The sequence below is a fragment of the Methylobacterium sp. D54C genome, assembly GCF_053345595.1.
Window position 1 is genome coordinate 21,789 of record NZ_JBKFAK010000017.1, and the last position, 21,653, is coordinate 43,441.

Here is a 21,653-nt window from a genome sequence, read left to right on the forward strand (position 1 = left end):
ATGGCCAAGACCGTCTCCGCCCTCGCCGTCGGTCTCCTGTTCGGCCTCGGCCTCCTCGTCTCGGGCATGGCCGACCCGGCCAAGGTGCGCGCCTTCCTCGACGTGACGGGCCGCTGGGACCCGAGCCTCGCCCTCGTCATGGCGGGTGCCGTCGCGGTCTCGGCCGCCGGTTACCGCCTGGCGCTGCGGCGCGGCCGGCCGGTGCTCGCGCCCAGGTTCGATGTCCCGACCCGGCGCGACCTCGACCTGCGTCTCATCGCCGGGGCCGCGATCTTCGGCCTCGGCTGGGGCCTGGTCGGCCTCTGCCCCGGCCCCGCCCTCACCATCCTGACGGTGGCCCCGGCCGAGGCCCTGACCTTCGTGGCGGCGATGGTCGCCGGCATGCTGCTGTTCCGCCTCGTGCCGCCGGTGCGTCCGAAGCCGAAGGCCGTGCCGGGAGCCGGCGCCTGAAGCGCACCGCTCGGGCGAGCGGGTACGCTGCGTCGGGATCGGACGCTCCCGCCATGTCGCCCGCGTGCCGGCGTCGCCGTGCGCTCGCGGTCCGACAGCCTCAAGGCGACGCTCTGCGGGCGCGGCGGACGCGGCTCGGGGCCGGAATCCGCCATCGCTCCGATGGTGGCGGCCGCGACGGCGATGCGGCTCCAGCCTTCGGGTCTCGCGCTCCGCGCATCGCGCCCGACGGAGCGTCGGCGGCGCTGTCAGTCGGTGGGCTGGAGCCGCAGAGCGATGCCCCAGGGATCGCGGACAACGAGCGCGCCGTCGTCCGCGCCGAGGGGCGCGCCGGCCTCGCGCAGACGGTCTCCCGTCGATGCCAGGGTCGGTCGATCGACCAGCAGCAGCACCTCGGCGAGGCCCGTCCGCCCCTCGGATCTGACGGCCGCACCGCGGCTGTTCCAGACGTTGCCGGCCAGCTGATGGTGGTAGCCGCCGGAGCCGAGGAACAGGGCCCCCGGATAGCGGCACATCACGTCGAAGCCGAGCAGGTTCGCGTAGAAGCGCTCTGCCGCTCCGAGGTCGCCCACCTGGAGATGGACGTGCCCGACGCAGGCGGCGGCCGGCATCGCCGACCAGGGACGTGTCGCGGCACCGACGATCCCCGCCTGATCGAGCCGTTCGTTGCGCATCACGACCGAACCGTCCGACGCACGCGGCCACGCCGATGCCGGGCGATCGACGTAGATCTCGATGCCGTTGCCTTCCGGATCGTCGAGGTAGACGGCCTCGCTCACGAGGTGGTCGGCGGCGCCCGTGAGCGCGATGCCGTGCCTCTCCGCGTGCAGGAGCCAGGCACCGAGGTCACTCCGGTCGGGCAGGAGGAACGCCGTGTGGAACAGGCCGGCCTCGCGCGGGTCCCGTGACCGCGCGTTCGGGTCACGGCGCAGGATGAGGCGCGTCGCGTCGCCCGTCCCGAGCTGCACGGCACTCTCGGTCTCCGAGAGGATGCCGAGCCCGATGATGTCCCGGTAGAACCGCGTGAGCGCGTCGAGGTCGTGCACGGCCAGGGTCACCGCACCGATCCGGTACGGCGCCTCGGCCAGGACGCGGTCCGGCCCGGCCTGGGGCCGGCTCGAAGCGGGTGTCGCCATGGTTCGTCTCCCGATCTCTGTCCGTCCGGCAGGTGGGATCGCCGGCCGGTCCTCAGCGGCTTCTCGTCTCCCGGGCGGCGGGCTCCGGCGCCCCGCGCCAGGATCCGAACAGGCTGAAATGCGGGGTCCCGCCCTCGGACGCGACCGCGACCGTCGCCGTGCGGCCCGCGACCAGGCGGGTCTCGTCGGGAACGTCGTCCAGCTTGATCCGCACCGGGATGCGCTGGGCCAGCCGGACCCAGGCGAAGGTCGGGTTGACGCTGGCCAGCAGGTTCGAGCCCGCCGTGCGCTCGCGGTCCTCGATGCCGCCCGCGAAGCTCTCCACGCGGCCGTTCAGCGTCGACGTCTCGCCCATCAGGCGGACGCTGGCCTTGTCGCCGACATGGATGCGCGGGAGCTTCGTCTCCTCGAAATAGCCCTCGACGCGCAGCGTGTCGCTGTCGATGAGCGCCATCACGCCCCGCCCGGTGGACACGTAGGTGCCGGGACGCAGCTCCATGTTGGTGATGCGCCCGTTGACCGCGGCCTTCACCGCGGAGCGTTCGAGGTTGAGCTTGGCGAGGTCACGGTCGGCCACCGCCTGCCCGTACGCCGCCCTGGCCTCCAGGTCGGTCGCCCGGGCGGCCTCGACCCTCTGCTGGGACGCGGCGGCGTCGCTGAGCTTCTGATAGCGGACGTAGTCGGCCGCGGCCCGCTCGGCGGTCGCCTGCTTGCCCTCGACCACCGCCTCCGCCTGGCGCAGGGCGAGATCGAAGCGCTCGGGATCGATGCGGAACAGCACGTCGCCCCGCTTCACCACCTGGTTGTCCGCCACCAGCACCTCGGTGACGAGGCCGGAGACGTCGGGGGCCACCTGCACCACGTCGGCGCGCACGCGCCCGTCGCGGGTCCACGGCGCCTCCATGTAGTAGTCCCACAGCGCCAGCCCGACGACGATCGCGGCGGCGACCGTCCCGAGGGTGACGAGGAGGCGGAACGAGAGGGCGAGAAGCCGGGGCATGGAGGGATCCGGAAGGTGTGGGCAGGGCGAGACCGGGCGGCCGGACGAGCCCGCCGGTCAGGATGTGAGAGGGACCGCGACCGAGACGACGAGGCCGAGGAGCACGACGTAGAGGGCGAGGTCGAACAGGGGCCGGTGCCAGACCATGCGGTAGAACCCGGTTCGGGCCAGCACCCGCCGCAGGAGCAGGCTCAGGGCGAAGGCGATCAGCATCCAGGCCGCGAGGCTCGGCACGAACACACCGTACAGGTCGAGTTCACCCGTCATGCCGCGAGCTCCGGATGCGTGGTGGTGGGCAGCGTCGACCGGTAGGGCGGCGCGTCCGGGAACAGGCCGCGCCGGACGCCGACGAGACCCATCAGCGCGGCCCGGCCGGCCGCCCGCCGCGCGTCGCGGGAGACGGCGTCGAGGGCCCCGTCGACGGCATCGAGCAGGCCGGGGGCGGGCTTTCCCGGCTCGGCCGCGAAGTGCCGCGACAGCGCGACGAGGAGTGCTTCGACCGCCGCCCGGGCCGGCTCCGAGAGCTGCCGCCGGTCGCGCCGCAGTTCCACGACGTTGATGCCGACCCGGACCTCGGCGAGGAGGTCGGCGGTCCATTCCGCGTCGTCGGACGGCAGGGCGGCCAGCCGCGGCGCGATCAGGCCGACCCGGTCGAGCATCAGCGCGGCGAGTTCGAGACCGTTCTGCGCGCCCTGGCGCCCGGCGGCGCGGGCGAGGCTGCGGCGGTTGACGGCCCGCAGGCGCCGCGCCGACCAGCCGGCGCCGACCGAGCGGACGAGGCGCGTGACGATGGCCGCGACCCACATGCCGACGATGACCGCGACGGAGGCGTTGGTGAAGGCCGCGAAGTCCCCCGTGTAGCTGCCCTGGAGGGCGATCATGGCCGAGCCGTTGACCGCCGCGCCCATCGCCAGGGGCGCGGTCCTCGGCTGGGCCATGAACACCCCGCAGGCCAGGAGGGCCGGCGACAGCGCCAGGGCCAGCATCTCGAAGGTAGTGGCCAGCGGCAGGACCGCGAACAGGTAGGCGCCCGCCCCCAAGGCGCCGACGATGGCCGAGTTGGCGAAGCTTACGATGAACGGGGCGGGATCGTCCTGGGCGGCGAAGAAGCAGCAGCCGACCGCGGCCATCATCGGGGCGGCCGAGCCGTGCGGCCATCCGGTCGCGATCCAGATCGCGCAGGTGACCAGGATGGTCAGGAACACGCCCAGGGCCGACAGCAGCGCCATGCCGTGGTCGCGGTGGCGGATCGTGCGTGCCGCCGCGGTGTACCGGAAGGTCAGGTCCTCGGTGACCGGCGTCCCGTCCGCGATGTGCCGCTGCAGGATCCGGGCGTCCTGGCGCAGGTCGATGAAGTCGCGCAGCCGCGCCAGGAGGCTCGCCAGCACGAGGGCGTCCCAGGACGGCCGCTCCCCGAGCCCGGGTTCGAGGGCGTCCGCCTCGGCCTTCAGGCGGTCGGCCTCGGCCTGTTCGGTGGTTCCGGAGGCGAGCCAGGCGGCCATGGCGTCGAGGAGGGTGCGCAGGCGCTGCGGCAGCGCGCTCGCCCGCTCCAGCGTCTCGATGCGGTCCGAGACCGCCGAGGCGATGGGCAGGAACATCAGCATGTGCTGGCGCAGGGTCGCCATGGCATCCGCCGAGCGTTCCGCGCCGGTCATGTCGTAGCGCAGCGGCGTCGCCAGGGCATCGAACGCGACCGCGTCCGAGGCCAGCTTCAGCCGGGTGGCCTGCGTGTCCGTCGTCTCGCGGGTGCGGCCGAGGACGTCGATGACCCAGCCCCGCGCGTCGCGCAGCCAGAGGTCGAGCCGGCCGGAGATCACCGGCGCCACCGATTGCGGCAGCACGATCGTGTTCACGAGGCTGGCGCAGAGGATGCCGAGGGTGATCTCCTCGGCCCGGGCCACCGCGACATCGAACATCGTCCCGGGATCGCCCACGGCCGGGAAGCCGATCAGCGCCGCCGTGTAGCCGCCGAGCATCATCAGGTAGCTGCGCGGGGTCCGGTCGAGGAGGGAGAAGTACAGGCACGTCGCGACCCAGGTCGCGATGGCGAGCGTCAGGAGTTCCGGCGCATTCACGAGGTTCGGCACGAGGGCGACCGTGACCACGGCCCCGAGCAGGGTGCCGAGCACCCGGTAGAGCGCCTTGGAGCGGGTGGCACCGGCCAGCACCTGGCTGGTGATGTAGACGGTGCCGAGCGCCCAGTAGGGGTTCGGCAGATCGATCCAGAACGCCAGGAACAGGGCCAGCATGCCGGCACCGAAGGTCTTGAGCGCGAAGGCCCAGTCGCGCCAGCCGGGGAGCGTCATTCCGCGGCCTCGCCGCGACGCGCCCCGGACTCCGCCCCGTCGAGCCCGGCCTCGCCGCGGAGATGATCCTGCAGGGCCTGGAACACCCGCAGGCCGGCCTCCAGGTCCGCGGCGCTCACGGTCGCGAACACCGTCTCCCTGAGGCGCTCGAGATCCGCCTCGATCCGCGCGACGACCGCCTGTCCCGCGGGCGTCAGGGTCAGCACCTTCGCGCGGCGGTCGGTGGGGTCCTCCCGGCGCGCGACGAGGTCCGCCTTCTCCAGTTGATCCAGGAGCCGCACCAGCGACGGCCCCTCGATGCCGATCGCGTCCGCCAGGGTGGTCTGGCGCGGCTCGCCGCCCATGCGGGCGATCAGCACCAGCGGCAGGGCCTTGGCCTCCGAGATGCCGTGCGCCTCGGTCGCCGCGTTGGCCAGGCGCCGCCACTGACGTCCGGAGAGCAGCAGCGTGTGGGTGTAGGCCAGACGGAGCTGCCGCAGGGTCTTGGCTGCCATCTCAAGCCTCCCGGCGGATCGTGGTGACGCGCATCGGGCGGCCCCGCACCGATATTGATAGTAACCTATCGATTGGCGCGGCGCTGTTCAAGGGCGCGCGCCGGCGGGCCACAACGCGCGGTGGTCCAGCCCGCGGATCTTCGAGGCCGGAAGCCCGGTCCGCGAGGAACGCGACGCCGGCCTCGGCGATGCGCCCCTCGCGGCCGATGAGCCGACACCGGCGCCGTCTCCACCTGGGACGCCCCGGCAACGCGGCGTGTGCGGCCGGGGGGCTCCCACCTTCCCGCCCATGCGACGGGCCAGGCGTCCGGGCGTCCGTGACCTTCGTCACGGTCGCGGAGCGGCGCACAGGGCATGTCAGCCTCCGCAGGTCAGGAGGATCAGATGACGGCTCCGTTCTCCCTCATCAGGCGATGGCTCGACTGCCGTCGCGCGCGGAGCGAACTCGCGTCGTTCAGCGAGCGCGACCTCGCGGATCTCGATCTCGTCGGCTGTGACGTGAAGCGCATCGCCTCGGCGCGGTCCGTGCGGAGAGGCGGGGCCTGAGGATCCCGGCGCCGTCAGCGCGGCGACCTGCGCCGGTCGCGTGTCAGGCGGTCGACGGCGAACTCCGCGGCGATGCCGATGACGGCACCCGCCAGCACGTCGGCGGGGAAGTGCGCCCCGCGGAGAACCTGCGCCGTGACGACGCCGGCCGCGGCGGCGTAGGACGGTCCCCTGATCTCCGGATAGGCGCGCGCGGCGGCGCGCGCGACGGCGGTGCTCAGGGCGGAATGACCCGAGGGGAAGGATTGCCACGGACCGATGCCCGTTCCCGGCCATCCCCGCACGTAGACCCCCTCGTCCATCAGGACGTTCGGCCGCGTCCGATGCACCGCCCGCTTCAAGCTCGTCTTGACGACACCGGCCAGGAGACCGGCTTGCAGCATGTGCCGCCCCGCTTCCGCCATCCGGCGATCGCGCACCATGAGCCCCAGGACGAGGGTGCCGGCAGACAGCGAGAGCAGGGACTGCCAGCTCCCGATCTCGCTCGCCGTCCCCACCGTTCGAACGACGGGGTGGTCTTTCGCGCGTGCCAGCCCGACGCCGAGGGCGACGTCGGCCGCCTCGAACCGGTTGGCGGTGTCGCGTGCTCTGACGTCGGACGGTCTGTTCGGGGATCGCGCAAGCATGGCCATAAACGCGCCCGACGGGCGTTCGTTCGATGCGGCCCCCGCGAACGGCACCCGCCACCGCACCCGCGCCCGATCAGGGACGCGCGCCGCGTCGGCGAACTCACGGTCCGGACGGGAGAGGCCGTGATCGCCTGAACTCGGGCCCGGCGGATGGAGAGGATCGGCCAGGATCTGAGCCAGGATCTCAGTCAGGACCGGCGGAATCGGACATGCGGCTCGGCCCCGAATACCCGTCAGGCCGGCCCGGAGTTGACGGAATCGGACAGATTGGACAGGTTCCAGTGACTAACCTGTGTTACAGTCAGGGCGACGATGTCCACTGATCTCCCCCAGGGTAGAGTCACGTTCCGCGGCCGCGGTCTGGCCTTCGCGCACGGCGCCAAGCTGGTGCTGAAGGTCTGCCCGCTGTGCTCGCAGTGGAACGCGCCCCGGGCTGCCGACCTCGGGCAGTGCGGCTGGTGCGCCTACACCCCGTCCTGTCGCGACGTCGAACCCGCGCCGAGCCGCCACGACACCGACGTCACCTCGTGAGACCGCGGAGGCTCGGACCGGCGCGCGACGCCGCGCATCGCGACGGTGCGGGCGCGGCGATCCGCACCGATGCCGGCATGCCCCGCGCCGTTCAGCTGTACTGAAGCTCGGCCCGCGCGCGGGAGAGCTTGCGCAGGATACGGCGGATGTGCTCGCGGAGCATGAGGGTCTCGTCCGTCGGGTTCTCTTCCGAAGCCATCGCCGACACATCCAAGACACTTACGGCCCGGTAGCGCATCCGCTCCTCCGCACGACATCACGACGTGTCCTAGCAGCTACTTTCAATTAACGCATCCATCATTTGATCGATTCCGCGCCTCTGCAGCGCGCAAGTTTACGTAGATTTCTCAATCGATGCCCTGATCGGGCCGCGCAATAGAGTTTCCACGTCCCTCGCTTCACCGATCTGGCTTGCGCACGAAATAATCCCGGCCCCGATCAGCTTCGGCCGCTCGGTCTCGTGGCAGACGGTGGCCGGCTCGACACAGACCGCGCGCGGGTTCGAAGGACTTCCCTGCCCCGCCGGCCGGGCGGCGCTCGGGATGCCGCGGACAGGGGGCGCTCTGGTCGAGCCGCGATGCCTTGAACGATGTGCCGAGATCCTGAGCGCGGCCGGATCGGCATCGGCTTTCCTGCGCTTTGACCGCCCCGGAAGGAACTGATCTTCCGCTCTGCTACGACGCGCCGCCGCCGGGGCGCGGCCGGCGCGACGGACACCCCACCCCGGCGCCGGTCGTCCCGGACCTGCGCGTCCGCGCGGCCGCAGCGTTCGGCCGAGCGACCGTGATCGGGAGGTGCGCGCGTCCGGCGTCGCCCGCGCTAGGAATCCGCGGTCCGGCGCCCGATCTCGCTGTCGAGATACACGGACCAGTCCGACAAGGTCGTGAGCTGCGAGCCGAACATCTTGCTGACCTGGTAGTAGCCCAGGGCGCGATAGCTCTCGAACTGGCTCTCCGAGAACCACTGGTTGGCCGTGCTCTCGTGCGGGAAGGCCGGGCTGGTGGCGCCGTAGGCGCGGACTTCGGCGGGGATGTCGTCGAGGAAGCTCGGCTTGATGTAGATCAGCGAGGCCGCGTCGCGGGCCCCCGGATACGCGATCGTACCCCGCGCGTAGCCCAGCGCACCGGCACGCTTGCCCTCGCGCTCGATCGTCGCGCGGGGGAGAATGCGCATCTCGCCCATCTGGACCTTCGCCAGCCCGTCCACCTCGGCCTTCCGGATCACGTTGCCGAGGTCGAAGAACGTGCAGCGTTCGTCCTGGCCCGCGTCGATCACCACGATCCGCGCGCAGCGCCGCCGCAGCATCTCGTAGACGCCGAGATTGTCGAAATGGCCGCCATCCGAGAGGTAGATCGCCTGCCGGACATCGGTGCTGCGGCCGCCGAGCTCGCTCAGGAGCGCGAGCACGGAGTTCCTCGGCTTCGCGAGCTTGAGGTCGTCCCGGCGCGCCACCGCGGGGTTGGGCAGCCAGGCGCCGAGCCGGACGTTGAACAGGGTCATCAGGAACGCGATCAGGCGCGACGAGTGATAGCCCCAGTTCGGGCTGACCGCCGCCCCGGAGATCGTCAGCAGACCGCCCAGCAGCGGCCCTCGGCCCGCGCTGACACGGTCGCCCGGGGTCTCCATCCCGGCATATTGCGACGTGCGGATGTAGGCCCCGCGCGGGCCGACGGTGCCGGGCCGGTCGCGCGCCCTGTCGGCGCGGTCGAGGATCGCCGAGCCGCAGGCGAAGGGTGTCGCGGTGAACGAGGCGGCCTTCCGCTCCGCCCACTCGGTGTGGAGGAGATCCGTCAGATTGAGCGTCATGTTGACGACGGGCAGCAGCCGCTTCTCGGTCCCGAGATCGGCGATGCGCGGGCTGTCCTCCTCGTCGAAGTCCGTGAACGGATCGGCGTCGCGCCGCGTCCGCGCCGAGCCGAGGAAGCCCCGGGTCAGGCGGTTGCGGTAGACGCCGTGCATGGAGAAGCGGTTGACGTTGACGCGGCCGAACAGCCAGACGGCCCCGGCCAGGATTGCCGCCACCGCGACGTCCAGGATCACGATCATGCCGTAGGGGTTGATGCCGCAGACGGAGCCGGCATCCGCGCCGGTGTCCGCGCCGCCGAGCGCCCGGCGCGGCAGCAGGCAGTTGCCCCACCAATCGTGCGCCTGGCCGAGGAAGCGGCCGAGGCACCAGCCCATCAGGGCGAACAGGCTGATCCCGAAGACCGCCGCCATCGCGCTGAGGCCGATCATCACGAGGTCGTCCATGCGTCCCTTGGCGGCCAGGGACTGCGCGCGGACGAAGACCTGCTTGCCCAGGAAGGCGGCGGCCGGGCCGGTGGCGAGGGCGCCGAGCGCGCCGAACAGGGCGGGGATCTGCGCGTCCTGGCGGCCGAGGGCGTCGGCGGACAGGACGAGGCAGCACAGGCACAGGCCTGTCCAGCCCATCGCGGCCAGCAGGAATTGGCCGTCGACCCGCGCGACCCACTCGCGGTCGAGGTCGGCGCACTCGGCGCTCTTCCGGAACCCGATGAAGATGACGCTCTGGAGAAGGTGGATGACGATCAGCGCCGGCGGGGCCGCGACCGTCAGGATCTGAGAGACCTCGGCCTTCGCGGCGTCGAAGCCGGCAGCGGAGCCACCGACCAGCCAGCCGATGGACGCGTCGGCGCAGACGCAGATCAGCCCGGCCGAGACGAGGCTGCTGGCGAGCCAGGGACCGAGATTCCGCTCGTACAGCCAGAGGCCCGGATGGCCCTTCGAGGTCTGCCAGATCAGGCCGCTGAGATAGGCCGCGACCTGCACGGCGAAGTAGGCGAGGCCCAGGCGGCACAGGGAGAGGCCCGAGACCGGCAGCGGCTGCTCGAACAGCGCGCGGAGCGTGAACGGCAGCGCGAGGGCCCAGACGCAGGTCGGCGCGATGATGCAGGCCGCGATCCGCGCCGGGGAGGCGTACGCCGTGACGCCGCCTATCCGCGGCCGATGGCTCGGCAGGAGGGTGCAGGCGCTGAACGTCGCGACGAACAGCGCCGCGCTGCCGAGCACCAGGGGCAGCCACAGCGTGCTGCCGCTCGCAGCCTCGAGCGCCGTCCGGTAGGCGAGCAGCGCGAGGGGGACGAACAGCAGCAGCGGGAAGATGATCAACCAGTTGAGGATCGTGTTCCGGATGTAGAGAACGATGCCGGCCCAGGTGTCGCGCGACAGGATCCCGACTTCCGGGGTCAGGTAGTTCGTGTAGCGCCGCAGCTTGGCGAAGATCTCGTTGCCCGAGCCGCCGAGCTGGCGCTCGGCCTCGGCGATGCTGCCGCACTGACGGATGAACGTCTGCAACCAGCCGCCGGCGAAACCGCCCCCCGATACCGTCGACAGGTAGTGGAACTCGCCGAGCATTCGCCGGCTGGCCAGGGCCTGCAGGGCGCCGAGGCAGAAGGTGGCGCTGCGGATCCCGCCGCCGGACAGGCACAGGGCGGCGAGCCGGGCCTGGTCGGCCCGCGCCTGCCAGGGCGCGCGATCGCCGGGCTCCGGCGGCCCGCAGAAATGATCCATCTCCTCCGCGAGCGCCTGCTCAGTGTCGAGGAACCACGCGTCCCGGCCCGTCGTCAGGGCGGGCAGATGGTGGGGAGAGGCATCCGCCTGGATGTCCGCGACACTGGCGCTCATCGCTCCTCCTATCGCCCGCTATCGCCCGCGCGGTGCCGGACCGTGCCGGACTGTGCGGTTCGGCCGCCGGTGCACGACAGCGACGGCGCCCCGGCCGTCCTGATCGGTGACCTCTCGAACATCTCCCCGCCCGATGTCGAAACAAGTGACGATAAAATTTTACGGAATCAGTAACCGCTATATAAACGATATCGAGAATAACGAACGGGAGAACAGGTTACCCGAATCAGCATTGCGGACGAGCAGGGGCGCCGCACGACCGAAGCCCGAAACTACCGGCGCGCCGACCCTCACAGAAAAACTGTATTCGAACATCATCCATTCGAATGACGCGCGCATGGGGATCGGCGTTTATTGAAATCGGCGAGACGCTTCGCGAAGGCAGGGTTCCCGCCATGTCCCAGGTGCGATCGTGACCCGCTCCCAGGCCGCCCGCCAGACCGCCCGCCACGCCGCCCGCCACGCCGCCCGCGTCGTCGCGCTCACCGCGGCGATCCTGCTCCCGGCGCAGGCCGGATCGCGCGCCGCCGACCGAGGACCGACAGACGGGCCGGCAGACGGGCCGAGCGACAGGCCGGACGGCACCCCGCACTTTCTCGAACAATCCTGGACGCCGCAGGAGCGCGCGTGGTTCTACCGGGCGAGCCAGGGCTCGCAGATCATGCCGTATGCCTGGTTCATGTCCCTGGAGCGCCCGGACGACGACACGCTCTTCGTCGCGGACGGGCTCGCGCGCTTCGGCTACCTGCCGAACCCGTACGACGGGACGCGCGGATCGGACCGCAGCGGGCTCCCCATCGGGTTCGTGAAGGACGTCGACGATCGCGGCGAGTGGATCGGCATGACCTGCGCCGCCTGCCACGTGAACCGGGTCGACCTGCGCGGTCGGTCGATCCTGATCGATGGCGGCCCGGCCGATGCCGACATGTTCGCCTTCATCGAGGAACTCGGCCGCGCCCTCGCGCGGACACGCGACGACCCGGCGCGCTTCGAGCGCTTCGCCCGCCGCGTCATCCCGGCGGAACTGTCGACGCCGGGGACGGGCCCGTCCGAGCCCGACCGCCGCCGCCTGCGCGCCAGCCTGACGCGGCTGGCCGAGGACTTCTCCCGTTACGTCGCGTCGAGCCGGACCGCGGTGCCCTGGGGGCCGGCACGCCTCGACGCGTTCGGCATGATCTTCAACCGGGCGACGGGCATCGATCTGCGCGACCCGCACAACATCGCCCCGCCCGACGCGCCCGTCAGCTACCCGTTCCTGTGGGATACGTCGTGGCACGACCGGGTACAGTGGAACGGCTCCGCCGCGAACGGGCTCGCCGTCGAGCGCCTGGGCCGGAATGTCGGCGAGGTGCTGGGGGTCTTCGCCCGCACCGACATCCGGGAGCCGACCCTGCCGCCGCTCTGGTTCGAGACCTCGGCGGACCGGGTCAACCTCCTGCGGATCGAGAACCAGCTGGGCGCCCTCACGGCGCCGGCCTGGCCCGACCGGATCGCGCCGCGCACCGAGGCGCAGGCCCGGGACGCCGCGGCCGGCAAGGTCCACTACGACCGGTACTGCCTGTCCTGCCACGCGATCGCCCCGACCGGCGCGAACCGCACGCTGACCGTGACCCTGACGCCGTTGGCGGAGATCGGGACCGACCCGAAGATGGCGACGAACGCCGTGTCCCGGCGCGCGCGGACCGGGATCCTCGAAGGGATCCGAATGCCGTTCCTGGCGACGACGCCGCCGCTGGCCGCCGAGACGAGCAGCCTCGAACTCGTGGCCACGCTCGTCGCCGGCGCGATCCTGGCGCCCCTCGACCGCGCACCGGACCCGGCGGGCGTCGGGGCGGACCAGGCCGTCATCCTCGACCGGCTGCTCAAGCGCGGCACCGCCGCCCTCGAGGCCCGCAACGCGATGCTCGACGACGTCTCGACCGCCGGCGGCAAGGGCCTCGTCGCCACGTTCGTCGGCTCGCGGAGAGACCGCGACCTCATGGTCTACAAGGCACGGCCGCTCAACGGCATCTGGGCGACGGGCCCGTACCTGCACAACGGCTCGGTGCCGAACCTGTACGAACTCCTGCTGCCGTCCAGCCGGCGATCCAGGACGTTCCGGGTCGGCAGCCGGGAGCTGGACGAGGACCGGATCGGGTTCCGGTCCGATGTCGGGCCGTTCCTGTTCGACACCGCGCTGCCGGGCAATGCCAATACCGGCCACGAGGGGCCGGCCTACGGGACCGAGCAGCTCGACGACGCGCAGCGCCGGCAGCTCCTGGAGTATCTGCGAACCCTGTAGGCGCGCTCCGCGGTTTCGATTTCTATCTTATCAGTATTGATTTGTCGTTCGATTGCATCCGTAATGGAACAACCGATTTCGGCACCTGTCGGTCCGACCGGATGGCTGGAGATCTGACAACACTCAAGACTCGCACTCAGCGCGGAGCGTGGCCATGCAGGATCTCGAGGCGTATTCGGTTCTGGTGGGGTCGATCTACGACCGCGTCGGCCAGCCGGAGGAGTGGTCGGCGCTCCTGGAGGATCTGACCGATTTCGTCGGCGGCCGGGTCGGCCAGCTCGCCGTGTTCAGCCTCGACGGGAACCGCAAGCCGCTCTGGGCGGTGTCCGGCTTCGAGCGGTCGCGGTACCGCGAGTTCCTCTACCGGCACGCCACCGAGGATCCGCGCCTCCCCTACATCCTGTCGAACCAGGGCAAGGTCATCCGCGCCGAGGAGGGGGTCGACGCGGTGCAGTTCCGCGAGTCCGCCCTGTTCAAGGAGGTCGTGCAGCCCTTCGAGATCGAGCACAGCCTCGTCACCTACTTCGCCAAGGAAGCCGACGTCATGGCGACGCTCGCGGCGATGCGGGGCGAGGAGGGCGGCCCGTTCCGGTCCGACGAGGTCCGGCGCCTGGCGATGCTCGTCCCGCACCTGCGCCGGGCCTTCGAGCTGTACGCGCTGATGCGGCAGGCCTCCGAGCGCACGTCCGATCTCGCCTCCGCCCTGGACCTGCTCGACGCCGCCGTGATCCTCACGGATTCCGACCTGCGCGTCGCGCACGCCAACCGCGCCGCCGAGGCGCTGGCGCGGTCCCGGACCGGCCTGTCCTTCGTGAAGGGCAGCCTCGTCCTCAAGGACAGCCAGACCGGGCGGCGGATCGCCCGCGCGGCCGGCGAGGCGCTCGCGGCCGCGAGCGGCGACGTCGCGATCACGCAGGCCGACCACATCACCGTGACCTGCGGCGAGAGCGGCATGCCCTACCGGGTGTCGCTGCACCCGCTGTCGAAGCGCCCGGCCGGCACCGGGTCGAAGGTGCGGGCCGAGCTGGCGATCGTGATCCGGACCGGGACCCCGAAGGTCCAGGGGAGCAACGCCGCGCGGCTGCAGAAGCTGTTCGGGCTGACCGTCGCCGAGTCGATCCTCGCCAACGCGGTCGCTTCGGGACGGTCCCTCGACGACCACGCCCAGGACCGCGGCATCGCGATCTCGACCGCCCGCACCCAGCTGCGCGCCCTGTTCGCCAAGACCGAGACGCACCGGCAGGGCGAGCTCGTGGCGCGCCTGCGCGAGGGGCTGGACGTCTCGCTCAACTGATCACCGGGCGTCGGGCCGGACGGCCCGCGCCGCTCCGCGAACGCCACAGGAGGTCGTGCATGCGCGCCGCCGCTCCCGAGACGCCCTGCCTCGCCTTCCTGGAGGCCCTGCCGGTGGCGGAGCGCTGGCAGCGCGCCCGGGACTGGATCGCCCGCGCGCCCCGGCCCTTCTTCGCGCAGCTGCGCGCGCGACGGACCGCCCTGGATTGCGGCGCGGCCATCCTCGTCGCCGGCCGCGCCGAGGTCGAGGAGATCCTGTCCCTGCCGCAGGTCTTCTCCGTCGCGCTCTACAAGCCCAAGATGGGCGAGTTCATGCTGGCGCTCGACGGCACGGAGGTGAATTACCGCGACAAGGCGGTCATGCGGGCCGTGCTGTCCTGGCGCGACCTCCCGGCGATCCGCGCTCTGGCGGGCGCCGAGACCGACGCGGCCCTCGACGCGGGCCTCGACGCGGGCCTCGACCAGGGCGGCGGATCCATCGACGTCGTGGCGTCGATCTCGCGCCGCGTCCCGCTGCGGATCGTGCAGCGCTTCTTCGGGTTCGCGGCGCCCGATGCCGACCTGCTGCGCTGGTCGTACGCGAACCAGTTCGACCAGTTCAACAACCTCCCCTTCGACGAGCGCCCGGACGCCGACGCGATCCACGCGGCGGCGGATCTGGCGCGCCAGGAGATGCGGGCGGCCTTCGCCAGGATCATCCCGGCGCGCGTCGCGGCGATCGAGGCCGGCGCCGACCTGCCCGACGACGTCCTCACCCGGCTGCTCCGGCTGCACCTGCCGGCGGCGACCGGCTTCGGCATGGACCGCGTCGTCATCAACGTCGGCGGCCTGCTGATCGGGGCCATCGAGACCACGTCGGAAGCGGTGGTGCACGCTCTCGCGGAGCTCCTCGGCCGGCCGCAGATCCTCGCGGCGGCCCGCGCGGCCGCCCGGACCGGACCCGCCGCCTTCGACGGCTACGTGTGGGAGGCGCTGCGCTTCGCGCCGATCGTCGCCTTCATGTTCCGCCAGGCGGAGACCGACCACGTGCTCGGCCGGGGCAGCCCGGCCGAGAGCCGGATCGCCAAGGGCCGGGTCGTCCTGCCCCTCAGCCTGTCGGCGATGTTCGACGCGACCGGCGTGCCCGACCCGGACCGCTTCGACCCGGCCCGCCCGGAGCAGACCTATCTCCATTTCGGCCGGGGCCATCACGAGTGCCTCGGCCGCTACGTGGCGGGCGCGATGGTCCCGGAGATCGTTCGCCGCATCCTCCTGCGCGACGCCGTGCGGGCCGAGGGCGCGGTCGAGGACGGGGGCACGCCGTTCCCGACCGCGTTCCGGATCTCCTGCGCCGGCCGGCCGGCGGGGGCCGCCGGGCCCGGTTAGCCCGGCGCGCGCGGGACGTCGCCGACACCGCGCCCGGTCCCTCCGTCGCGAGCCCGGGCGGCGCGCGACCGCGCGCGCCCGGATCCGGGGCGTCGCCCGGAGCCCCGCCCGATCGGCGCCCGGCCGCGCGCGGGTGCCGGCCGTCCCATCAAGGCTTCGTCACCGCAGAGCCCGGAGCATCGACATGGCATCCTTCCAGGATTTTCAGGACGGCTACGAGCGGACCTGGGCGTCGCTCCAGATCCGGCCGGAGAAGCTCGCGACCGTGCGCAAGCTCGCGCAGCAGCTCGCCGCCGGCAAGCCGCGCTACCAGGAGATCGAGGCGCGCACCGGCGTGCCCTGGTGGTTCATCGGGCTCTGCCACTACCGGGAATCAGCCTTCGATTTCGACACGTATCTCGGCAACGGACAGAAGCTCGGACGGCGCACCACGATCGTCCCGAAGGGGCGCGGGCCGTTCACGGGGCCGCAGGCCTTCGTCGAAGGGGCGGTCGACGCGCTGCGCCTCCAGGGCCTGGTCGGGCTCGGCGACTGGAGCGTCGCGCGGGCCCTCTACCGGCTCGAAGGATTCAACGGCTACGGCTACCACGGCCGGGGCGTGAACTCGCCGTATCTCTGGGGCGGATCGACGGCCTACGGGCCGCCGGGCGCGCGCGGCGGCAAGTTCGTGCGCGACCACGTGTTCGACCCGAACGTGGTCGACACGCAGATCGGCACCGCGGTGATCCTGCGGAGCCTCATCGACCTCGACGCGACGGTCGCGCTCGCGGCGCCGCGCGCCGTCGAGGCGGCCGTGTCCCGCGAGCCCGACGACGAACTCGCCGACAGCACGCTCTGGGTCCAGCAATCGCTCAATCGCCTCGGCGCGACGCCGCCCCTCGTCGAGGACGGCCGGAACGGGCCGCGGACCATGACGGCCGTCGCGACGTTCCAGGCGCGGTGCGGTCTGGACGATACCGGCCTCGCGGACGCGCGCACGATCGCCGCCATCCAGGAGGCGCTGCGGCCGGCGGCGCCGGACCACGCGGTGCTGACGCGGATCCAGGACCTGGAGCGACAGCTCGCCGCGAGGGCGGCCACCCCGATGCAACCTGCCTCGATGCCCCCGGTGGTGATCGCGCCGGCCGCGCCGCCCGCCGACGTCGCGACGCGGCTCGACGAGTTCCTCCAGGCCCTGCGCCGACAGATCGACGGTGCGCGCCTCCCGACCGCCCCGATCTTGCCCGGCCCGCCCGCGGCGCGTCCCGACGGCGCGGTCCTCGGGCCGGTCAACGGCGCGCTCGGGCATACGATCGGGCAGCTGCTCTCCGGTAAGAAGTCGGCGATCGGCATCATCGGCGCCGTCGCCACGCAGATCCTGTCCCAGGTGCCGCTCAACACCGGTCTCGGGCAGGTGCTCGCACAGCTCACGCCCGCCTTCGGGCTGAGCCCCTACACGATGCCGATCTTTATCGGGCTGACGGCGTGGGGCGCGCTCGGGAAGTTCGAGAAGTGGAACGCACGCGCGGGGCAGGCGACCCCGTAGCGCGCGGCGGTTCTCCGGGAAGGGCGGCGCTCACGACGCGCCGCGCCCGCTCACTCGGCGAGCACGAAGGCGAGGCCGAGGATCGCCACCAGCAGAGCCCCGCCCGCGAGCTCCTCGCGCGGCTCCTCTGCGAAACGCGCGGACCGGCTCGCGCTGGCGATCCCAGCTGCGGCGAGCCCGATGATCAGGAAGCCGAGGCCGAGCAGATCGGTCGTCTGAACGGACGGTAGCATCGGTGGTCCTCCGTCAGAGGTGCCTCTCACCCCTCTGGCCAAACCCAGTGCGCCTCGACATGGGCGATCAGCCCGAGCGCGTGATCGCGGACGAGGATCGCGGCCCGATCCGCGTCGCGTGCCTGCAAGGCGGCGATGATGGCGGCATGCTCGCGCATCGAGTCTTCGAGCCTCCCGGCCCGATGGAGGAAGGCCGACCGGATCGCCCGCATGTGGATGAACAGGTTGGTCGTCATCTCGACCATCAACCCGCAGCCGCCGAGACGGATGATCGTCCGATGGAAGTCGAGGTTGGCCTCGTCGTAGGCCTTCAGATGGTCGGGCAGAGTCGCGATATCGAACGCCTCGAAGGCCCTGCCGAGCGCGCGGAGATCGGCATCCTCGGCGTTCCGTGCGGCGGCATGGGCCGCCATGCCTTCGAGCGCGGCCCAGACGGTGATCATCTCGACGATCTCGCGCTTGTTCTTGCGCGTCACGAAGAGGCCGCGGCGCGGCACCGTGGACACGAAGCCCTCCCGCTCCAGGAGCGTCAGGGCTTCGCGGACCGGCGTGCGGCTGATGCCGAGATCCTGCGCGATCTGGTGTTCGTGCAGCCGGATCTGCGCCGATCCGGCGTAGAGATCCATCGCCAGGATCGATTGCTTGATGCTGTCGTAGGCCTGTTCACGCAGACTCAGGGTCTGTCCGATCGAGGCTAGACCCAGAGAGGTCTCGGAAGGCTGCAGCACAGTCGAACTCCGGGAACGCGAGAATGGATTCTGGCCTCAGGTCCTGGAATGGCGCCGAGCGCGGCCAGGCTATCGCGTGAGAGCGAGGCGCCAGGACAGCCGCCCCTCGCCCGATCGTCGATGCGCGCCCGAACATGCGCGATCGTCCGCGGCGCCCTGCGTCTCGACGAGACGGTCTCCGTGCGGGCCAGCTGCCCGGTGCTGGCCGACCCGGCTCCGGAATTCCGGAGCCGGGTCGGGGAGGCTTCGCCCCGGCCGCGGAGCGGCCGGGGCCGTCGCTCAGGCGTGGGCCAGCTTCATCGCCGGAGCCGCCGCGTCGTTGTTCGCCGCGTGGTGCTGCTTGAGCATCGGCCGCAGGACCGCGATCGCCAGGATGGCGGCGATCAGGTCCATGGTCGCCACCGTGTAGAGGACGGTCGCCCAGGTGCCGGTCGCCTGCATGATCAGGTTGCCCACCGGCACGAACAGCGCGGCGAAGCCTTTGGCGCAGTAGAGCACGCCGTAGATCTTGCCGATGTGCTTCGAGCCGAAGGTGTCGGCGGCGGTGGCGCTGAACAGCGAGTAGACCTCGCCCCAGGCCAGGAACACCACGCCGGACAGGATCACGAAGGCCCACGGGTTGGAGCCGAAATAGCCCAGCGCCACGATGCCGATGCCTTCCATCGCGAACGCGATGAACATCGTCTTCTCGCGTCCGATCCGGTCCGAGACGAACCCGAAGAGCGGGCGCGAGATGCCGTTCATGATCCGGTCGAGCATCAGCGCGAAGGGCAGCGCCGCCATGGCGAAGAAGTACAGGTTGACCTGGAAGTTCTTCACCCCGAGATCCTGCGCGATCACGCCGAGCTGGGCCACCGCCATCAGGCCGCCCGTCACCGTGCAGGTGAACATCAGCAGCATCACCCAGAACACGGGGGTGCGCAGCGCCTCGCCCAGCGTGTAGTCGCGCCGCGACTGCAGGACCTTGGTGGAGAACGGCACCTGATCCTTGCGCGGCGCGCGCATGGCGATGGCGGCGGCCATGATGATCGCGCCCTGGATCAGGCCGAAGACGAAGAAGGCCTGGGCGTAGTTGCCGCCATCGATCATCTTGGCGATCGGCAGGATGGTGAGCGCCGAGCCGGCGCCGTAGCCGCCCGCCGTGAGGCCGACCGCCAGGCCGCGCTTGTCCGGGAACCACTTGAGCGCGTTGTTGACGCAGGTGGCGTAGACGCAGCCGACGCCGATACCGCCGGCCACCGAGCCGAGATAGAAGCCGCTCAGGCTGGTGGCGTAGGAGTTGATGACCCAGGCCAGGCCCGTCATCAGACCGCCGAACATGACGACGCGGCTCGGGCCGTACTTGTCGATGAAATAGCCCTCGATCGGGGTCAGCCAAGTCTGGACGACGACGAAGATCGTGAAGGCGACCTGGATCGCGGCGCGGTCCCAGCCGAAGGTCTTCTGAATCTCGGGGACGAACAGCGTCCAGGCATACTGGATGTTCGCCGCTGCAACCATGCAGATCACGCCGAGCACGATCTGCAGCCATCGATTTGTACTGGGTACTGCCGTAGCCGGCGTGGCATTTGGCATGGCCATGAGCTTCCTCCCTCATTCCTGCGCTGACATTCAGCGGCGTGCTATAGGATTGGCGTGCACGCCGACGAATTCCTTGCCCGCGCCGGAACCTTATGCCGGGTTCCGAAATTGGCACGGCGGCATGCATTATTCTGTGTGCCAGGAACGTATGGCAAGCAGAATAATTCATCCGTTTCTGCCGAGAATTCGGGATTAGAGGGCGATCTCGCGCGTGCTACCGGATCGCGCGGCCGGCCGCCGCTCTCGCGGACGCCCGTCCTCGGTGTGCCGGCGCCATCTGAGACCCGCCCCGCGGCGTCGGCGCGATCCCCAGCTTTGAGGATCGGACGACGTGATCGCTCGGCCCTGAACAGCACCGATGCAGACGATCGGCCCGGATCGGAGGGATCGACGGGCGACGCGGACGGCGGCGCCGGGTCGCGGGGCGCGTCAGGGAATCAGCTTGCCGGGATTCATGAGGTTCCGGGGGTCGATCGCGCGCTTCAGGGTCCGCATGAGGCCGAGCGCCTCCGGCCCGTGCTCGCTTTCCATGAAGCGCATCTTCTTCTGGCCGATCCCGTGCTCGCCCGTGCAGGTGCCGCCCAGGTCCAGCGCGCGGGCGACGAGCCGGTCGAGGAAGCCGGCCACCGCGGACATCTCCTCGGGGCTGTCGGCATCGACGAGCGGCAGGGTGTGGAAGTTGCCGTCGCCGACATGGCCGGCGATCGGCGCCGTGAGCCCGGTCGCGGCGATGTCGCGCTTCGTTGCCTCCACGCATTCCGCGAGCCGCGAGATCGGCACGCAGACGTCGGTCGACATGTTCTTGATCGTGGGACCCGGCCGCAGCGCGACCGAGGCCCAGTACACGTCGTGGCGCGCCTGCCAGAGGCGCGCGCGCTCGTCGGCCCCGGTCGCCCAGTCGAACGGGCCGCCGCCGAGATCGGCGGCGATCTCGCCGAACCGCTCGGCCTGCTCGCGCACGCCCGCGTCCGTGCCGTGGAACTCGACGAGGAGCAGCGGGGTCTCCGGTAGGGCGAGCTTCGAGTAGCGGTTGCAGGCCGCCACCTGCACCTCGTCGAGCAGCTCGATGCGCGCGACCGGGATGCCGGACTGGATCGTCAGGATCGTGGCGTCGCAGGCCGCCTTGATCGAGGGGAACGGGCAGATGCCCGCCGAGATCGCCTCGGGGATGCCGTGCAGGCGCAGCGTGACCTCGGTGATGATCCCGAGCGTGCCCTCCGAGCCGACGAGGAGCCGGGTGAGATCGTAGCCGGCCGACGACTTGCGCGCCCGCCGGGCGGTCGTGACGATGTCGCCGTTCGGCATCACCGCGGTGAGCGCGAGCACCGCGTCCTTCATCGTCCCGTAGCGCACGGCGTTGGTGCCCGACGCCCGCGTCGCCGCCATCCCGCCGATCGTGGCGTCCGCCCCGGGATCGATGGGGAAGAACAGGCCGGTGTCGCGCAGGTACGCGTTCAGCGCCCTGCGGGTGACGCCGGCCTCGACCGTGCAGTCGAGGTCGTCGGCATGGACCGCGCGGACGCGGTTCATCGCCCCCGTGTCGATCGAGACGCCGCCGAACGGCGCGTTGACGTGGCCCTCGAGGGAGGTGCCGACGCCGTAGGGCACGATCGGCACGTCGCGCTCGGCACAGGCGCGCACGACGGCCTGCACCTCCGCGGTGGAGTGCGGGAAGACCACGAGGGCCGGCGGCTCGCACGGCGCCCAGGTGAGCTGGTTGGCGTGCTGCTCGCGCACCGCCGGGCTCGCCGTCACCCGGTCCCCGAGCACGGCCCGCAGGGCCTCGGCGAGACCCGCGATCGTCGCCGCGTCCGGGCGGGTCCGCGGGGCGGGAACGGGGGCGTTCATGGGCTGCTCCGATGGGCTCGAACTGGGGCGTCGCCGGGGACGGCGCCGGGGACGGCGTGTCCCGG

18 protein-coding genes are annotated in these 21,653 nt (G+C 71.5%); 7 read left to right on the plus strand and 11 right to left on the minus strand.

Features of this window, described 5'->3' with window-relative positions; translation table 11 throughout:
• Positions 1-450, plus strand: coding sequence for a DUF6691 family protein (locus ACLBYB_RS24145; protein WP_042673736.1), 450 nt, complete (start codon positions 1-3; stop codon positions 448-450).
• Between the two features lie 248 nt (positions 451-698).
• Here ACLBYB_RS24145 and ACLBYB_RS24150 read toward each other — a convergent pair whose 3' ends face one another.
• Genes ACLBYB_RS24150 through ACLBYB_RS24170 form a run of 5 tightly spaced genes read right to left on the minus strand, consistent with a single transcriptional unit; the run spans position 699 to position 5,386 of the window.
• Complete coding sequence (locus ACLBYB_RS24150) at positions 699-1,586, minus strand: VOC family protein (RefSeq protein ID WP_447700303.1); 888 nt, start codon at positions 1,584-1,586, stop codon at positions 699-701.
• A 52-nt stretch (positions 1,587-1,638) separates the two neighbouring features.
• Positions 1,639-2,586, minus strand: coding sequence for an efflux RND transporter periplasmic adaptor subunit (locus tag ACLBYB_RS24155; protein ID WP_020095882.1), 948 nt, complete (start codon positions 2,584-2,586; stop codon positions 1,639-1,641).
• A 57-nt stretch (positions 2,587-2,643) separates the two neighbouring features.
• A complete protein-coding gene (locus ACLBYB_RS24160) occupies positions 2,644-2,853 on the minus strand; it encodes a DUF1656 domain-containing protein (protein ID WP_056524255.1) in 210 nt (69 codons plus the stop codon).
• On the minus strand, positions 2,850-4,892 hold the full coding sequence (locus ACLBYB_RS24165) for an FUSC family protein (protein ID WP_447700304.1): 2,043 nt from the start codon (positions 4,890-4,892) through the stop codon (positions 2,850-2,852). The genes ACLBYB_RS24160 and ACLBYB_RS24165 overlap by 4 nt, the downstream gene beginning before the upstream one ends.
• A complete protein-coding gene (locus ACLBYB_RS24170; RefSeq protein WP_447700305.1) occupies positions 4,889-5,386 on the minus strand; it encodes a MarR family winged helix-turn-helix transcriptional regulator in 498 nt (165 codons plus the stop codon). Before ACLBYB_RS24170 ends, ACLBYB_RS24165 begins: the two co-directional genes overlap by 4 nt.
• A 384-nt stretch (positions 5,387-5,770) precedes the next feature.
• On the opposite strand from ACLBYB_RS24170, the gene ACLBYB_RS24175 reads away from it, so the two are divergent.
• Entirely contained in the window at positions 5,771-5,932 is a 162-nt protein-coding gene (locus ACLBYB_RS24175; RefSeq protein WP_244540816.1) for a DUF1127 domain-containing protein, read from the plus strand.
• 14 nt (positions 5,933-5,946) lie between these two features.
• On the opposite strand, the gene ACLBYB_RS24180 is transcribed toward ACLBYB_RS24175, so the two are convergent.
• The gene (locus ACLBYB_RS24180; RefSeq protein WP_447700306.1) at positions 5,947-6,612 is read right to left on the minus strand and encodes a phosphatase PAP2 family protein; all 666 of its coding nucleotides are present in this window, start codon (positions 6,610-6,612) and stop codon (positions 5,947-5,949) included.
• A 261-nt stretch (positions 6,613-6,873) separates the two neighbouring features.
• Here ACLBYB_RS24180 and ACLBYB_RS24185 point away from each other — a divergent pair, with 261 nt between their 5' ends.
• The gene (locus ACLBYB_RS24185) at positions 6,874-7,092 is read left to right on the plus strand and encodes a hypothetical protein (protein ID WP_020095876.1); all 219 of its coding nucleotides are present in this window, start codon (positions 6,874-6,876) and stop codon (positions 7,090-7,092) included.
• A gap of 819 nt (positions 7,093-7,911) precedes the next feature.
• Here ACLBYB_RS24185 and ACLBYB_RS24190 read toward each other — a convergent pair.
• Positions 7,912-10,734, minus strand: coding sequence for a hypothetical protein (locus tag ACLBYB_RS24190; RefSeq protein WP_447700307.1), 2,823 nt, complete (start codon positions 10,732-10,734; stop codon positions 7,912-7,914).
• 412 nt (positions 10,735-11,146) lie between these two features.
• Here ACLBYB_RS24190 and ACLBYB_RS24195 point away from each other — a divergent pair, with 412 nt between their 5' ends.
• From ACLBYB_RS24195 to ACLBYB_RS24210, 4 genes are all read left to right on the plus strand, one after another.
• Positions 11,147-13,015 (plus strand): di-heme-cytochrome C peroxidase, encoded by a 1,869-nt coding sequence (locus tag ACLBYB_RS24195; protein ID WP_447700308.1) that lies wholly within the window; start codon positions 11,147-11,149, stop codon positions 13,013-13,015.
• 154 nt (positions 13,016-13,169) lie between these two features.
• Positions 13,170-14,309 carry a helix-turn-helix transcriptional regulator gene (locus ACLBYB_RS24200; RefSeq protein WP_020095872.1) on the plus strand — a complete coding sequence of 380 codons (1,140 nt, stop codon included), beginning with the start codon at positions 13,170-13,172 and terminating at the stop codon, positions 14,307-14,309.
• A 59-nt stretch (positions 14,310-14,368) separates the two neighbouring features.
• Positions 14,369-15,673: a cytochrome P450 gene (locus tag ACLBYB_RS24205; protein WP_447700309.1), complete on the plus strand. Its 1,305-nt coding sequence runs from the start codon at positions 14,369-14,371 to the stop codon at positions 15,671-15,673.
• 184 nt (positions 15,674-15,857) lie between these two features.
• On the plus strand, positions 15,858-17,198 hold the full coding sequence (locus ACLBYB_RS24210; protein WP_447700310.1) for a peptidoglycan-binding protein: 1,341 nt from the start codon (positions 15,858-15,860) through the stop codon (positions 17,196-17,198).
• Between the two features lie 50 nt (positions 17,199-17,248).
• Here the strand turns inward: ACLBYB_RS24210 and ACLBYB_RS24215 are convergent, their stop codons facing one another.
• From ACLBYB_RS24215 to ACLBYB_RS24230, 4 genes are all read right to left on the minus strand, one after another.
• Positions 17,249-17,431 carry a hypothetical protein gene (locus tag ACLBYB_RS24215; protein ID WP_020095869.1) on the minus strand — a complete coding sequence of 61 codons (183 nt, stop codon included), beginning with the start codon at positions 17,429-17,431 and terminating at the stop codon, positions 17,249-17,251.
• A gap of 26 nt (positions 17,432-17,457) precedes the next feature.
• On the minus strand, positions 17,458-18,159 hold the full coding sequence (locus ACLBYB_RS24220) for a GntR family transcriptional regulator (protein ID WP_020095868.1): 702 nt from the start codon (positions 18,157-18,159) through the stop codon (positions 17,458-17,460).
• 279 nt (positions 18,160-18,438) lie between these two features.
• Positions 18,439-19,740, minus strand: coding sequence for an oxalate/formate MFS antiporter (gene oxlT / locus ACLBYB_RS24225; RefSeq protein ID WP_447700311.1), 1,302 nt, complete (start codon positions 19,738-19,740; stop codon positions 18,439-18,441).
• 429 nt (positions 19,741-20,169) lie between these two features.
• A complete protein-coding gene (locus ACLBYB_RS24230; RefSeq protein WP_447700312.1) occupies positions 20,170-21,588 on the minus strand; it encodes an FAD-binding oxidoreductase in 1,419 nt (472 codons plus the stop codon).
• Positions 21,589-21,653: the final 65 nt, after the last annotated feature.

Excerpts from the sequence above, each read along its gene's own strand:
- oxlT (WP_447700311.1), bottom strand. The coding sequence starts at position 19,740 with ATGGCCATGCCAAATGCCACGCCGGCTACGGCAGTACCCAGTACAAAT.
- ACLBYB_RS24215 (WP_020095869.1), bottom strand. The coding sequence starts at position 17,431 with ATGCTACCGTCCGTTCAGACGACCGATCTGCTCGGCCTCGGCTTCCTG.
- ACLBYB_RS24150 (WP_447700303.1), bottom strand. The coding sequence starts at position 1,586 with ATGGCGACACCCGCTTCGAGCCGGCCCCAGGCCGGGCCGGACCGCGTC.
- ACLBYB_RS24170 (WP_447700305.1), bottom strand. The coding sequence starts at position 5,386 with ATGGCAGCCAAGACCCTGCGGCAGCTCCGTCTGGCCTACACCCACACG.
- ACLBYB_RS24145 (WP_042673736.1), top strand. The coding sequence starts at position 1 with ATGGCCAAGACCGTCTCCGCCCTCGCCGTCGGTCTCCTGTTCGGCCTC.
- ACLBYB_RS24200 (WP_020095872.1), top strand. The coding sequence starts at position 13,170 with ATGCAGGATCTCGAGGCGTATTCGGTTCTGGTGGGGTCGATCTACGAC.
- ACLBYB_RS24155 (WP_020095882.1), bottom strand. The coding sequence starts at position 2,586 with ATGCCCCGGCTTCTCGCCCTCTCGTTCCGCCTCCTCGTCACCCTCGGG.
- ACLBYB_RS24165 (WP_447700304.1), bottom strand. The coding sequence starts at position 4,892 with ATGACGCTCCCCGGCTGGCGCGACTGGGCCTTCGCGCTCAAGACCTTC.
- ACLBYB_RS24185 (WP_020095876.1), top strand. The coding sequence starts at position 6,874 with ATGTCCACTGATCTCCCCCAGGGTAGAGTCACGTTCCGCGGCCGCGGT.
- ACLBYB_RS24205 (WP_447700309.1), top strand. The coding sequence starts at position 14,369 with ATGCGCGCCGCCGCTCCCGAGACGCCCTGCCTCGCCTTCCTGGAGGCC.
- ACLBYB_RS24230 (WP_447700312.1), bottom strand. The coding sequence starts at position 21,588 with ATGAACGCCCCCGTTCCCGCCCCGCGGACCCGCCCGGACGCGGCGACG.
- ACLBYB_RS24160 (WP_056524255.1), bottom strand. The coding sequence starts at position 2,853 with ATGACGGGTGAACTCGACCTGTACGGTGTGTTCGTGCCGAGCCTCGCG.
- ACLBYB_RS24210 (WP_447700310.1), top strand. The coding sequence starts at position 15,858 with ATGGCATCCTTCCAGGATTTTCAGGACGGCTACGAGCGGACCTGGGCG.
- ACLBYB_RS24175 (WP_244540816.1), top strand. The coding sequence starts at position 5,771 with ATGACGGCTCCGTTCTCCCTCATCAGGCGATGGCTCGACTGCCGTCGC.
- ACLBYB_RS24190 (WP_447700307.1), bottom strand. The coding sequence starts at position 10,734 with ATGAGCGCCAGTGTCGCGGACATCCAGGCGGATGCCTCTCCCCACCAT.